Source organism: Vibrio sp. PBL-C16 (assembly GCF_034321865.1).
GTDB lineage: Bacteria > Pseudomonadota > Gammaproteobacteria > Enterobacterales > Vibrionaceae > Vibrio > Vibrio alginolyticus.
The window spans coordinates 761,001-775,127 of sequence record NZ_JAXLNY010000002.1 but is presented as its reverse complement, the minus strand read 5'-3'; the positions used below and the strand labels follow the sequence as shown (position 1 = coordinate 775,127).

General features: G+C 46.1%; 14 protein-coding genes. 1 reads left to right on the top strand and 13 read right to left on the bottom strand.

The genetic code is table 11. From position 1 onward, the window contains the following. Positions 1-4 precede the first annotated feature (4 nt). Positions 5-508 (bottom strand): flagellar basal body-associated protein FliL, encoded by a 504-nt coding sequence (gene fliL / locus UQW94_RS11875; RefSeq protein ID WP_005380477.1) that lies wholly within the window; start codon positions 506-508, stop codon positions 5-7. Between the two features lie 85 nt (positions 509-593). After that, the gene (locus UQW94_RS11870; RefSeq protein WP_322142244.1) at positions 594-2,447 is read right to left on the bottom strand and encodes a flagellar hook-length control protein FliK; all 1,854 of its coding nucleotides are present in this window, start codon (positions 2,445-2,447) and stop codon (positions 594-596) included. 280 nt (positions 2,448-2,727) lie between these two features. On the opposite strand from UQW94_RS11870, the gene UQW94_RS11865 reads away from it, so the two are divergent. Next, positions 2,728-3,042: an NIPSNAP family protein gene (locus UQW94_RS11865; RefSeq protein ID WP_033907108.1), complete on the top strand. Its 315-nt coding sequence runs from the start codon at positions 2,728-2,730 to the stop codon at positions 3,040-3,042. Positions 3,043-3,082: 40 nt separating this feature from the next. Here UQW94_RS11865 and fliJ read toward each other — a convergent pair whose 3' ends face one another. The 11 genes from fliJ to UQW94_RS11810 form a co-directional block, all read right to left on the bottom strand. After that, entirely contained in the window at positions 3,083-3,526 is a 444-nt protein-coding gene (fliJ, locus tag UQW94_RS11860) for a flagellar export protein FliJ (RefSeq protein ID WP_005380474.1), read from the bottom strand. Between the two features lie 6 nt (positions 3,527-3,532). Then, a complete protein-coding gene (gene fliI, locus UQW94_RS11855; protein ID WP_033907107.1) occupies positions 3,533-4,852 on the bottom strand; it encodes a flagellar protein export ATPase FliI in 1,320 nt (439 codons plus the stop codon). Positions 4,853-4,855: 3 nt separating this feature from the next. Continuing rightward, positions 4,856-5,656 (bottom strand): flagellar assembly protein FliH, encoded by an 801-nt coding sequence (fliH, locus tag UQW94_RS11850; RefSeq protein WP_005380472.1) that lies wholly within the window; start codon positions 5,654-5,656, stop codon positions 4,856-4,858. Positions 5,657-5,727: 71 nt separating this feature from the next. Then, a complete protein-coding gene (fliG, locus tag UQW94_RS11845; protein ID WP_005380470.1) occupies positions 5,728-6,783 on the bottom strand; it encodes a flagellar motor switch protein FliG in 1,056 nt (351 codons plus the stop codon). Further along, positions 6,776-8,518, bottom strand: a complete 1,743-nt coding sequence (gene fliF, locus UQW94_RS11840; protein WP_005380462.1) for a flagellar basal-body MS-ring/collar protein FliF — start codon at positions 8,516-8,518, stop codon at positions 6,776-6,778. The genes fliG and fliF overlap by 8 nt, the downstream gene beginning before the upstream one ends. 14 nt (positions 8,519-8,532) lie before the next feature. Continuing rightward, complete coding sequence (gene fliE, locus UQW94_RS11835) at positions 8,533-8,844, bottom strand: flagellar hook-basal body complex protein FliE (RefSeq protein ID WP_005384482.1); 312 nt, start codon at positions 8,842-8,844, stop codon at positions 8,533-8,535. 122 nt (positions 8,845-8,966) lie between these two features. After that, a complete protein-coding gene (locus tag UQW94_RS11830) occupies positions 8,967-10,376 on the bottom strand; it encodes a sigma-54-dependent transcriptional regulator (RefSeq protein WP_005380460.1) in 1,410 nt (469 codons plus the stop codon). A gap of 36 nt (positions 10,377-10,412) precedes the next feature. Continuing rightward, positions 10,413-11,444 carry a sensor histidine kinase gene (locus UQW94_RS11825; RefSeq protein ID WP_005380459.1) on the bottom strand — a complete coding sequence of 344 codons (1,032 nt, stop codon included), beginning with the start codon at positions 11,442-11,444 and terminating at the stop codon, positions 10,413-10,415. Positions 11,445-11,644: 200 nt separating this feature from the next. After that, a complete protein-coding gene (locus tag UQW94_RS11820) occupies positions 11,645-13,111 on the bottom strand; it encodes a sigma-54 dependent transcriptional regulator (protein WP_005384490.1) in 1,467 nt (488 codons plus the stop codon). Positions 13,112-13,398: 287 nt separating this feature from the next. After that, positions 13,399-13,809 (bottom strand): flagellar export chaperone FliS, encoded by a 411-nt coding sequence (gene fliS, locus UQW94_RS11815; protein ID WP_005380457.1) that lies wholly within the window; start codon positions 13,807-13,809, stop codon positions 13,399-13,401. A gap of 12 nt (positions 13,810-13,821) precedes the next feature. Beyond that, positions 13,822-14,127 carry a flagellar protein FliT gene (locus UQW94_RS11810; protein WP_258481782.1) on the bottom strand — a complete coding sequence of 102 codons (306 nt, stop codon included), beginning with the start codon at positions 14,125-14,127 and terminating at the stop codon, positions 13,822-13,824.

Below are 14,127 nucleotides of genomic sequence, written 5' to 3'. Positions count from 1 at the left end.
TTACCTATTGAATAACAAAATCTGTAAACAGTACTTTTTCAATCACTGGCTTACCGACCGCAGCATTCAGCGCTGCTTTGATATCTTCGGAAGCACGATCGCGCAATTCCACTCGTCCTGTAGGAGAGCGCAATTGATCAACCGTCGCGGAAGCAAACGTTGATAGCATAGAGCTTTCAATCAGTGGCGAATGATACCGCGCCAACTCTTCATTTTCTGCACCGCGAACCATTAACTGCGCTTTAATTTGAACCAGCCTATCGCGGCTATCCCCAGTAACGTTAAATACAAATGCCTGAGGAAGATTCACATACGCGATGGGCGCAGCATCCGATGCCTTCACTTGAGCCTGTTGAGACGATTCAGCCTGAGCAGGTTCATCAGAGCCCATTAGAAAAAATGCCGCTGCCCCGCCACCAAGTAGTAATACTACAACAGCGATGATGATGATAAGTAACTTGCTTTTTCCTTTCGGCGCATCGGCCCCTTGTAACTGTTCTTCTGCCATTCTTGTCTCTTATTGTTCTTTTGAGTTACCAAGACGTTTTAGTGAGTTGCTTGGTAACCATATTCCATTGCCGTTAAACGGCCTTTTATGCGTAAAAACTAATTCCATCACGCTTTGAAGCGACATTCAAATCCAGATTGACATCAGATTCAAAACCCTCTTCGGACTGTCCAGAAAAACCGCCACTTTGCGCGCTTTGACCATGTTGTTCAGCAGTATATCTACCTTGCTGTTGTCCGCTGTTTTGTTGCTGGACGGAAGAATCAGCCAGCTGCATACCTTGTTGCGCTAGCATTTCTCTCAAACGAGGGAGCGTCTGTTCAATAATGTCACGAGCTTGCGGGTTGTTCACTGTAAAATGTACATTGGCAACGTCATTATTCATGGTCATACGAATTTGCATACGACCTAACTCTGGTGGATCAAGACGAATATCGAGATTTTTCAGATTCTTCGACATCATCATTTGCACTTTTTCCGCAACTTGCTCGTTGGCTAGCTCTTTAGTTAGTTGCAACGGAAGCTGAGCTTGTTGTGCAGCATCAATACGCGCTTGTTGCTGCACATTAATTCCTTGCTGGCCTGCCATAGCCTGAAGCTGTCCAGCGAAGCCATGTTGGAGGTCCGGCTTATCTTGTTTATCCGCAGTCGCCTTTAGCGCACCAGTCGCCAATGCTGCGTTCATTACTTTCTGGCTAATCTCTCCGTCTTTCACACCTTGAAGCGACGTCGGCACTTGCGCGGCTATCAACATATCGGGCGTTGGAGATAATGCGACTTTTTCTCCACTATGAGCAGTTTGTGGCTGGGGTACTTGAGCCGCTGTATGCTGGATTTGTTGAGACACTGCCATAGGTCCAGCCTGGCGAGTTAAATTATGTTGTACTTGTTGCTCTGCGAGAATCTGTTTAATGTCATTAGGGAGCGCAACAAATTGGGCAAGGTCTTGCTCAGGAATATCCGCCGTGATCCTTCCTTGTTTCAACCCTTCAATGATCTGAGCTTCTTGCTGAGTCAGTGGTTTTCCTTGCGCCAACTTAGTATCTATAACTTCAAGTTCATCCAAGGAGACTCGTGGAAGCGCGTCGATGTTGGAACCATCAACGTCTGTTAACAACGGCGACAGATCATTAGCTACTTCACCACTGACTGCGCTCTTAGCCGTCGGATGGCTGGCTTGTTTCGCTAGCTCTTGCCAAGCAGCAAACTCAGGCGAAAGTTTGTCGACATCGATAGGTTGACCATTCTTATCTAAAATTGGCTCTAAGTCTTGTCCTGGGATCATCTGTGCTTGTTCAAACGAATGAACTGATGGCGTTTCATTCAAAGCCAGCTCATCAAGGTGTGTCGAAACGGTTGCTTGCTCGTGGAACGAATGCACTAAATTCGCGCTCTGAGGCAAAACTTTGCCACTATCGATGGATGCATTACTCGCATTCAGGGTTTGATTCGCTTGTTCAATTCGACCAAGAAGCTGTTGTCCTTCGCCCATCGTGCTTTTTACGTCCACTGTATTTGATGGGTTGCTCGTATCGATTGATGTTGATTTCACTTTTTCAATAGCTTCAACATCATTCTCCAAAGGTGTGCTGTTACTCGCCTTTTGTAAACTTGCTTCTTCACTTAAGGTTGCATTCGGTTTGTTTGCTGATATTTCATCAAAACCATGGGTCTCGTCACTGACGGATTCTTGGCTTTCTTGCGCCAACAATTCGTCCGAGACGTTAGCAGAAGAAGTACTGCCTACATCCGCTCTTTCTTTTTCTTCAACCACTGTCGATTCTGTTGCTACTTTTTCGGGCTTTTGTTTACCAGCAAACGCATCGGTTAACGTTTCTAAAAATCCCTTGCTCTCAGTGCTCTCTGCGGACGCTTTAGCGGACACATCAGAAACTGGCGTCTTGGTAGTCGCAGATACATGGGACAAATTCACACTCATTTAGAAACTCTCGTTCTCGTGGCTCTGAGTATATCGCTGGCAGGCAGCAATACTGGCGGCAAACTAAGGTCAAAAAGACCCGACACTGACAGCTAAAATGCAAAAATCACACCACAATATTGGGCCAATTCTCGGCAAGCTAATAGATGGCATGTTTATGGAACAAACATCAACAATACTATCCGATAACCTGGTTCCTAACATGATGTACAGCTACTTGATTGACTTTGAAAAACGATAAGCGTAAACAGACACTTGGCTTAACAATTAAGGAATCACTTTGAAGATCACAGAATTACGCCAATATAGAATCAGAGCAGGCAAAACAGAACAGTGGCTAAGTTGGATGAAGGAAGAACTGTTGCCCTATCAACGCTCACAAGGCATGCGTGTACTGAATACTTACGTCCACACTGGTGATGATGGACATGACTATTTTGTTTGGCTTCGAGAGTTCGACAATGAACAAGCACGCCAGGCTCTCTACGAAAAAACATACAACGAGTGGTGGGTTCGCGAGATTCGACCGAAGGTATTTGAGCTAATTGAACAAGACTCAATCAAAGTTACCTTACTTGAAACGGTAGAGATGTAGTCAACTGCAACACCGTAATGCAACATCGAACCGATAACCTTTAGAAACGATGTGGTTTTCGACTGTAAAGTAAGGTGGAAAACTCGTCCATTTGCTTTTGTTCGCGCTTAGCTTCAGCAAGTTGTTTCTCTTTTTCGCGTTTGTCTATCATCCACTCATAGGATTTGCGTTCTTTACGCACGGTTAACCAATATTCTTTACAGTTTTCAACCTGCTCTTTGAAATGACTTTCTGCTTGCTTTTGCTTAGATAAAGTTTCATCTAGCTGGGTAAGGAATCGATTTAGGTGTCCATATTGACTTGCCGTTAGGCCCGCCTGACCACGGTCGACGAGTTGCTGGCAATAATCAAGCCGATACTTTTCAATTTGTTCAACCTGACGGTAATAATCTTCGAGTTCAGAACGCGCTTTGTTCAGTGCAAGCACAGCTTGGTCTTCACGATCCTTAGTTTGCTCAAGTAGAAACTCCATCGCATTATTCACGCGCTATCACCCACCCAAAATGTTTCTAAGCATATTGACGCACATATCGTATGGCACCGATTCTTTCATGCTCTGCTGCAAGTATTCGTCTAACTTCGGTTTCAAAGTAAATGCGCCATCAATAGCAGGATCGGTACCCGGTTTGTACGCTCCAATCGAGACCAAATCTTGATTCTTGCGACAAATAGACAAGACCTGTCGCACCGCTTTTGACATCAGAACGTGCTCTTCGGTCGTGATTTGCGGCATAACACGGCTCACCGACTTCTCGACATCAATCGCCGGATAATGGCCTGCATCCGCCATTTCACGAGAAAGTACAATATGGCCATCAAGAATGGCTCGCGATGCGTCCGCTATCGGATCTTGCAAATCATCCCCTTCGGTCAACACGGTAAAGAACGCCGTAATCGAGCCTTGTTCGGCACTTCCATTACCCGCTCGCTCAACCAGCGCTGGTAGCTTGGCAAATACAGAAGGCGGGTAGCCTTTCGTCGCTGGCGGCTCACCAACAGAAAGTGCGATTTCACGCTGTGCTTGTGCAAAACGAGTCAACGAGTCCATCAATAGCAGAACATCTAACCCTTGGTCCCGGAAGTATTCAGCAATCGTTAATGCCGTTTGGCACCCCTTTAAGCGCATTAGAGGTGAAGCATCGGCAGGCGCCGCGACCACCACTGAGCGGCGACGACCGTCCTCACCCAAGATCTCTTCGATGAACTCTTTAACTTCACGTCCACGCTCACCTATCAGGCCGACGACCACAACCTGTGCGGTGGTGCCTCGCGTCATCATGCCAAGCGTGACCGATTTACCCACACCAGAACCTGCAAACAGACCGATACGCTGACCTTTACCAACCGTCAACAAACCATTGATGGCTTTTAGGCCAACATCGAGCGGTTCAGAAATTGGCTTTCGAGCCAACGGGTTGATTGGTTCGGCATTAAAAGAGGCACGGTGATCGGTATACAAAGGGCCAAGTCCATCAAGTGGATTCCCAACCCCGTCTATCACGCGCCCAAGTAACTCCATGCCGACAGGCAAACCAGCGTCACTGGTTAAAGGGGTGACTCTCGCGCCAGGTAAAATGCCCGTAATTTGTTCGCTTGGCATTAAAAATAGGTTGTCACCTGAAAAGCCGACAACCTCGGCTTCCATCTGACCTGACATGGTTTCCACTAAGCATAAACTGCCAATTGGTGCGCGACAGCCGGTCGCTTCCAACGTTAACCCAACCACACGCACCAGTTTGCCAGAGGCGACAGGACGCGTCGTAATGCCTTCAACTTTGTAGCTTTTTAAGCGGTCAGAGAGTGCTTGCATGGATTACTCGCCCTCTTGATGACGGTTTGCGCCACAAAAGCTGTGCAATACGCTTTTGACGCGTTCTTCCATGCGATAATTAATGCTTGATTCACCGGCTTCAATCTGGACGTCACCTCGATTGAGCGATGGCTCAGCAACTAACGTCCAGTTGCGACAATCAAGGTCTTCTTCACCATAAGCTGAACGAATAATAGCGACATCTTCTGGATTCAGGTGCAAGGTAATAGGGTGGCCTGATATTGGTAGCGCCTCGACCGACTGCTTCACTGTATCTAAAATAATTTGAGGGTTGGTTTGTACTTCAACGTGCACCACTTCTTTGACTAAGCAGAGCACCATATCCACCAGCTGCTTTTCAACCTGAGCATTCATCAACTCCAAAGGTTGAGCAAACTGATTGGCCAAGTTCATAAAAGTTTCAACTTGCTGCTGAATGTATTCTTGCCCTGCAGTTACCCCTTCAGCTTTTCCGAGCTCGAGACCTTCAGCATGGCCGGCTTGCAACCCTTCTTCTTTACCTTTGTCGTAACCTTGCTTAAAGCCAGCTTCCTGACCTTGATGTAAGCCTTCTTGATAAGCACCTTGCTTAATCAGTTCAATTTGCTCTTCGGTTAGCGCAAGTGGCTGCTCTTCTTCAGGCTCATCAAAATTCGGCACCCATCCCGGGTCATAGTTGAACGCGGTTTGTTTTGCTTGTTTGGCTTTAGGCTCGCCATAATCAGGCAGCCCCCAACGTTGAGGTTCGATCATCGAATCATCTTCATCAGGACGGATAAATCCACGTTTTCTATCGCCAGCCATGGGTTACCTATTGTGTGTTCGATTAAGAAGTGAGGGTGCTCCGCAATAGGATAATTGCGAAGCAATAGAAATTATAAGAATTCGTCAGCACCGCCAGACAACATGAGCTCACCAGCATCCGCCATTCGACGGGCAATTGCTAAGATTTCTTTCTGAGCGGCTTCTACATCTGCCACTCGTACTGGCGGCATCGCTTCTATATCATCACGCATCATATCAGCAGCACGTTTAGACATGTTCTTGAAGACTTTCTCACGTAACGAGTCATCTGCACCTTTGAGTGCTTTTTGCAACACGTCTTGTGGTACGTCACGCAGCAACTTCTGAATACCTTGGTCGTCCACTTCGACTAAGTTTTCGAAGACAAACATTAGGTCTTGGATTTGCGTCGCCATGTCTTCGTCCTGATCGCGAATTTGTTCCATCAACAAACCTTCAACGTTGTTGTCTAGGTAGTTCATGATCTCCGCTGCTGCTTTCAGGCCGCCAATTTTGGCTGCTTGTGCACCCGCTTGACCCGCGAACTGTTTCTCCATGATTTCGTTCAGCTCTGCCAATGCTGATGGCTGAACTTCTTCAAGGTTGGCAATACGCATCATCAGATCCAAACGCACGCGCTCAGGGAACTGAGACAAAATCTCTGCAGATTGGTCTGCTTCTAAATAAGACAGTACGATAGTTTGAATCTGTGGGTGTTCATTGACAATAATGCTCGCCACTTGGCGTGGGTCCATCCATTTCAAAGAATCCAAACCTTTTGAGCCCGTACCAAGTAGGATCTGGTCAACTAAGTTGTTGGCTTTGTCTTCACCAAGAGCGGCAACCAGTGCATTACGCATAAAGTCTTCGCTGCCCATACCAATGTTGGTGTATTTCTGGATATCCTCCAAAAACGCACGATGAACAGCAGATACCTTGTCTTGGCTGAGATCCTTCGCGCGAGCCATCGCACTACCAACACGCTGAACCTGTTTTGGTTCTAGGTGACGGATAATGCCAGCTGCATCTTGTTCATTAAGGCTCAGTAGCAAAATTGCCGCTTTTTCTTCGCCAGTAATGGTTGAAACATCCAGCTCTACTGGCATTCCCGCGGCGTTGTCATCTTGAGGTACGATATCGTTAGCCATTGTCATTCATCCAGTTTTTCACTACTTGAGCAGCCAGTTCAGGTTCATTCGCAACCAGAGCGCGAACCGCTTTCAATACATCTTCATCTTTATGAAGGTTTGGCAAATCAATACTTGAGCCAAACTCGAACAGTTCGCTGCTTTCGATGTCACTACCAATCAAGCTAGTTTCACCATCCGCACCAATCGGCAAGCCGTCTGGTCCGTACATTTCGTCTTCATCATCGCTGGTAGGGTTAAGCAATTTCTTCATTGCTGGGCGAACCAGAACCAACACAACCACAATAATCACTAATGCACTTGCGAACCAACGAACCCAATCACTGAAGTTAGGGTGCTCCCAAATTGGTGGTTCTTCTAGCTGCTCAGCCTCTGGCTCAGCAAACTTTACACTCAATACATTCAGCAAATCGCCACGGCCTTGATCAAAGCCAACGGTACCAATTAATACTTGGCGAATGGCATTGATTTCAGATTCGGACATTGGGGTATAAGTCACTTCACCCGTATCAGGGTTAACTTGACGACGGTCTTTAATCGCAACAGAAACGGTCTGACGAGCCACCGTCCCGGTCTGCTTTCGCTCGTGGCTGATGGTGGTATCTAGCTCAAAGTTACGCGTGGACTCTTTACGAACTGACCCCTGCCCCATGACAGAACCATCTTTCATTTGAGCCACATCTTGCGGAATAGAGGCATCCGCTGGAGGCTGATTACTCAACGCACCCGGAATACCCGCTACCATGTTACCGTTATTGTAATCTTCGAGTGCGTACTCACTGCGGGTCGCAGGGGTATTTGGATCAAAGCGTTTGCGGGTTTGTTCAACCGCACTGAAGTCCATTTGGATATCAACCTGCGCCGTATAGTTGCCATAACCTAAAATGGGTAATAGTACGGAATCAATTTTTTCGCGCAGCGCTTGCTCTTGGCTGCGTTCTAATTCTTGTTCTTTGCGTCGCGCCGCAGAAGCAGGATCTTGGGAGCCTGAGCTGAGTAAGCGGCCATGCTGATCTGTGACGGTAATTCGAGAAGTTTTCATTCCCGGCACGGCACTCGCTACCATGTCGACAATAGAATCGACTTCTTGTTGCTTAAGGTTCGTGCCTGTCGACAATGTCAAAAATACCGACGCAGACGCTTCTTGGTTATGACGCACAAACACGCTGTGCTTTGGCAGTGCCAATAACACTCGTGCTTTGCGAACTTGCTTCATTTCTTCAATCGCTTGAGCCAATTGGCGCTCTCGACTGAGTTTGAGACGCTCTTGCTCGAGACGTTGTGAAACACCAAAACCCATGTCTTGCAGCAAAATATCATCGCCTGCTTCTGTAGCTTGGTTAACGCCGGAACGAACCATGCCAAGTTTGATCGAGTTGTACTCACTCGATTCAACAGAAACAGTATTGCCATCAAGCTTATAATTGATTTTCTGCTGGTCCAGATAATCCAGAACGGGGATCAATTCTTCGGTCTCGTACGCACCAAGTGGGCGCATCTCCGGTTCTTTGACCCAAAAGAACAGCATCACGATCAATGCAACACAGATGGATATCGACAGCACAAGCACAACCTGACGAAGTAAATCGAGGTCGCCCACTGCCATATCGAATTTTGACGCACTGCGCTCCTCTAGATCTGGATTTTGACTCTCCACATCCACATCGGAACTTGCTACCAGTGCACCATCTGAGCCGCCTTCAGTGACGGTTAAATCTGTAGACTTGTCTGCCACACTTATTACCTAAATTACACTGGCATGTTCATGAGGTCTTTATATGCCTCAACGAGTTTATTGCGAATTTGAACCGTCGCATCAAAAGCGACACTAGACTTGTTACGAGCGATCATAACGTCAGAAAGGGATACATCGGCATCACCACGATCAAAACGGGTTTGTAAATCACCAGATGCTTTTTGAAGTGTGTTCACGTTATTGATGGCTTTAGTTAGGAGATCGTTAAAATCTGCTCCAACTTTCGCCCCACTTGCAGTAGGAGCCGTATTGGTTGCTTCTACCATCATGGCGCGCATTTCTGCCTGAATACCATCAATTTTCATTAGCACCTCTAAGCCAAAAGATTGACTATTAACAAAACTGATTATTGACACAGCAATTAACGTGCCATAAGACATTAGTAATCAATTTACTTACACTTTTTGTCTTATGGCCGTTGTCTGTGTTAATTCGGGATATCTATACCAGCATCACGCATTTTGGCAAGCTTATAGCGCAAGGTTCGAGGGCTTATACCCAGTTTCTCCGCCATTTCTTTGCGTCGACCATTACACTCAACCAAAGTCTCCAAAATAATGGCGTATTCTTGATCGCGCAGCTCGCTGCCTAAGCCTTCTCCACCAGTTACTGGGCGGCTGACACTCTCAGCTTGAGCAACTGGCTTAACATTGGGCACGACCATATCTGCATTTTGCACCACGTGTTGCAAGCTATTGGCATCTTGCCAATCTACGCCCTCAAGCAAAATGTGCTCTGCATCGATGTCGCCATTTTCACTTAATATCAGCGCTCGTTGAACCACGTTATCCAATTCACGAACATTACCCGGCCAAGGGTATTGCAATAGTTTTTCTAACGCAACGGTCGAGAATTGAGGCACTGGCATGCCCATTTTGCTGCAATGACGCTCAGCAAGATGCTTGGCAAGCGGTGCAATATCGCCTTTACGTTCTTTAAGTGCAGGCCACGCAATTGGGAATACATTCAGGCGGTAATATAAGTCCTCTCTGAAGTTTCCTTCTGACACGTATTGCTTAAGATCACGGTTACTCGTCGCTAACACACGAACATCTAACTTGATGCTTTTGCGACTGCCAAGGCGCTCTACTTCTCGCTCTTGCAAAACACGCAACAACTTCGCTTGCAGGTTCAAATCCATTTCGCTGATTTCATCAAGCAAGATTGTGCCACCTTGCGCTTGTTCAAACTTTCCTGGGCATGCCTGAACAGCACCAGTAAATGCGCCCTTTTCATAGCCAAACAGTGTTGCTTCGAGCATATTGTCAGGAATCGCGGCACAGTTAATTGCGACAAAAGGACCATTTTTACGATTTGACGCGTTGTGAATATAACGCGACATCACTTCTTTACCTGAGCCACTCGGACCTAGCACCATAACATTCGCATCTGTACGCGCCACTTTATCGGCCAACGCGAGTAAGCTCAGACTTTTCTCATCAGCAACGATAGCGTCACCGTTGTCATCACTTTTTATCGGTGCATAACGACTGACCATATTTAGCAACACTTCTGGTGCAAATGGTTTCGCCATGTAGTCAATCGCGCCGTCTTTCATTGCCGACACGGCATCTTCAATATTGGCGTACGCCGTCATTAGCAATACTGGTAAGTTAGGCCAATTCTGCTTGATGCTTTTGAGCAGAGCTAAGCCACCCATACCCGCCATTTGCACATCAGAAACGACGATATCAACCGTATTCGATTTCAGCTTTAACAGTGCATCTTCAGCACAGTCCGCTTCCAACCACTCATACCCTGCCAGAGCCAGAGTATCGACTAGGGCTTCACGAAGACCTTCATCGTCTTCTACGATCAGCACTTTGCTTTGCGCCATTATGATTCTCCAGAAATTGTTATTACCAAAAGCCGCTTATTGCGCTTCTGTTTGCACTCGCTCTAGCGGAATGCACATGGTGAAGCAGGCTCCATCACCCTGCTCTGAAATAAGTTCCAATCGACCGTCATGGGCACGGCAAACCATTTGAACAACTGCCAACCCTAATCCAGTTCCTTGAGAACGTGTGGTAAAAAATGGCTCCATGATTTTGGCTTGCAGTTCTTCGGGCACTCCCGGTCCGCTGTCTTGCACAGAAATGCGTAACTCACCATTTACCGGGCGGAAAAAAATATCGACTTGCGATTCTTTACCAGACATTTGAATCGCATTCATGACCAGATTACTTAATGCGGATGCAATGGCGTTCGCATTGCCTAGTAGCTCAGTTTGTTCTTCTTCCACTTCTAGGCAGTAATCAATACTGTTGTTTTTTAGCGCGGTTTCGACCATCGGCTGATATTCCGCTACCAACTGGGCAATCGTGAATGGCTTAATGACTTTATTATCACCACCTTTAGCAAAAAGCAGCATATCATTAACCTGCTTTTCCAAATCGTGCAGTCGATCCATTAATTTGGTTTGGAAGCGATCTTTTGTCGCTGGAGGAAGATTTGGCGCTCCCAAATTGGATGCATATAACATAGCGCTCGACAGCGGCGTTCTTACTTGGTGAGCAAGCGACGCAACCATACGTCCTAACGACGATAAGCGCTGTAAATCACTGACACGAGCTTGAAGTAAACGGGTTTCGGTTAAATCGGTAATCAGGATCAATTGACCTGTTGTGGACGCCGAGATGGCGAGTCGAACTTTACGGCCATTCCGCAGGGAAACTTCATGGCCATCATCTTCACGTGGGTCAAACACCGCCTGGATAACGTTGAACCATTTTTCGTTAACCAGTGGAATCTCAAGAATTCGGTGCGCTTCTGGATTTGCTTCACGCACTACTCCGTACGTATCGAGCAAAATCACTCCAGCAGGCATCACATCGAGCACCTGTTTGTAGCGCTCAACCTGATTCTCTACGGAATCTAAATGGGATTGATTGGTGTTGTTATCCATTACTGCCTGTCGAAATATCGCCGCTAAAACTAAAATAGCTTGGTAAGCAATTAGCGTACCAAGCTATTTTTTTATATTTATCAGGACGTTAAGCCATCGACAATAAGTTGACACTCAGAGATAACGGTTTTGGATGCCAGAAAAGCGATGTTAACCAGCCCAAGTGATTATTCAGATATCGTCTTAAAACTTCACTTTACCTAGCGCTGTAAGTTGTACTTACGCATTTTTTCCACCAGCGTAGTACGTCGCATACCCAGCATGTCGGCCGCTCTTGCAACAACGCCACCCTGCGCTTCTAATGCTTGGCTGATCATATTAACTTCTAAATCAGCCAGCAGCTCTTTCAAATTAACCCCTTCCGGTGGCAGCGCTTGCGGGGCGTTCATGCTGTGATCAAGGTCGTCTTGATCTTCAAAGCTAAAATCTTCAGAGAAGATATCTTGGAATACATCACGCTCTTGCTCTTCCACCGAAACAAATGGATTGCTCTCTGGTTGGAACTCTGGGATGTCACTGTAGCGATATTTGGTTGGTAGATGGTTTACATCCACCAAGCTATTTGGATACAGAATAATCATTCGCTCAACAAGATTAGCCAACTCGCGTACGTTGCCCGGCCAGTTATGCTCCATCAGTGAGTTGATTGCACGAGGTGTAAAGCAGATAGGTTGTCCGCCTTCCGCCTCTAAACGTGTCATCAGTTCTTGCAGCAGCAATGGTATATCTTGTTTGCGCTCTTTCAGCGCTGGCATCTCAATTGGAAACACGTTCAGACGATAGAACAAGTCTTCTCGGAACGTGCCTTCTTCAATCATATTTTCTAGATTACGGTGTGTCGCCGCCACAACTCGAACATTTACCTTGATGGTACTATTGCCACCTACACGTTCAAAGCAGCGTTCTTGCAATACACGAAGCAACTTTACTTGCATCGACATTGGCATATCGCCAATCTCATCAAGAAAGATAGTGCCACCATCTGCGAGCTCAAATCGACCTTTACGGGCAGTTAACGCACCAGTAAACGCGCCTTTTTCGTGACCAAATAATTCGCTTTCTAGGAGCTCAGGCGGTATTGCACCACAGTTAATAGGTACAAATGCGCCATCGCGGTATGAAGAGTGATAGTGGATGTTACGCGCAACAACTTCTTTACCCGTACCGGACTCACCTAAGATCAACACGTTTGCTTCCGTGTTTGATACTTGCTCAATCAGGTGTCGAACTTCTTGAATACCTCTACTTTGACCAACTAAGCTGCGAAAAAGCGTGTTTTTGCGTGCACTAGCAACAACATTCACTCCTTTTCGCCCCAGAAAATCTTTGCAGTGGCGTAACGCTTCACTAAGCTGTGGGTAATTAAGCGGCAGCTCTAGTTCACCAACAAAATTTGGAAGATCATCAACAGGCAAAGGAAAACGGCCCATGACTAGAAGAGGGATGTGGTAAGCGCTGTTTAAATGAGAGATAACCGTACTCGCCGCTTGACCTGCTGGAATATTACCAACAATACAGCACGACCATACGCTAGACCAATCAACATCGCTGAGCTGATCAGAACTGACCGCTTCGCAATTTTCTCCAACAAATTCCAATATATTGCTTAAATTTAAACGACTTGATGCGTCATCATCAATTACAAGCAGCTTTGCCAAACCATGCATAAGTAAGAATGATTGCCTTTATTTTAGGTGCGTTGCGGCCAAACCTTGATTTGCGCAATTGGGTGCTAAAGAAGGCAGAACCACCACACTCAATTTACGATAGACAAAATAGGAAAATCAGCAACAAAAAAGCCATTAGGGCTACTAATGGCTTCTATTTTATTTGAATATAAAAATAAGGCAACCAAGCAATGGAGAGGTGTGAGCTTGATAGAAACTTTGCTACACAACTCGTTGCGCAATTGACAAATATATTCGTCTAGTATCTTAACGCATTGTTTTGACTATTAAATACCAACTTCAGCAGCGGTAAGATTATGAAACTCTGTTGGGATTTGGTCCCAAGCGGACTTGATCTCACGGATAATATCGATAACGTCGTCGATCAGCTGAGGCTCATTTTGATGGTTAGCAGCAGAAATTTGCGTGATCATAAACTCATACAGTGAATCTAAGTTTGAAGCAATATCACCACCGTCATCCATAGATAGACAGCTGCGTAGCGCGATAATGATGTCTAACGCTTTACCTAAGCGCTCACCTTTTGCTGGAATATTGCCTGCTTGCATGGCTGCTTTACCTTGAATAAGGCGCTCAATCGCACCAGCCATAAGCATTTGAATGACTTTGTGCGGAGAAGCCGCGCTAAGCTGGCTGTCGACTGATACCTTTTTGTATGCTTGCAAAGAACCGCGCATAGTAATCCTCTTTTAAATAAATTTTTTGTACTGCTGAAGTGAACGCTGGCCATAACGAAACTTATGGAGCTCTTTTCCGACCTTTGACGTTTCCGATAGCATCAGCTCGACAATTCTTTTGGTACGAGTTAGCAATGCTTGCCACTCTGCATCCTGCTTAACCAAAGGATTTTGATGAATAATTGGTAACAGGTTTTGCAATAACCGTTCCCTGATATCGACCAAGCGAAGAATTTCTTCAGCATTAAAATCAATTTTTTCTAATTCTTGCGTAATTAGTTGATCTATATCACTAATTTCCATGAGTTCTTTTTGCAT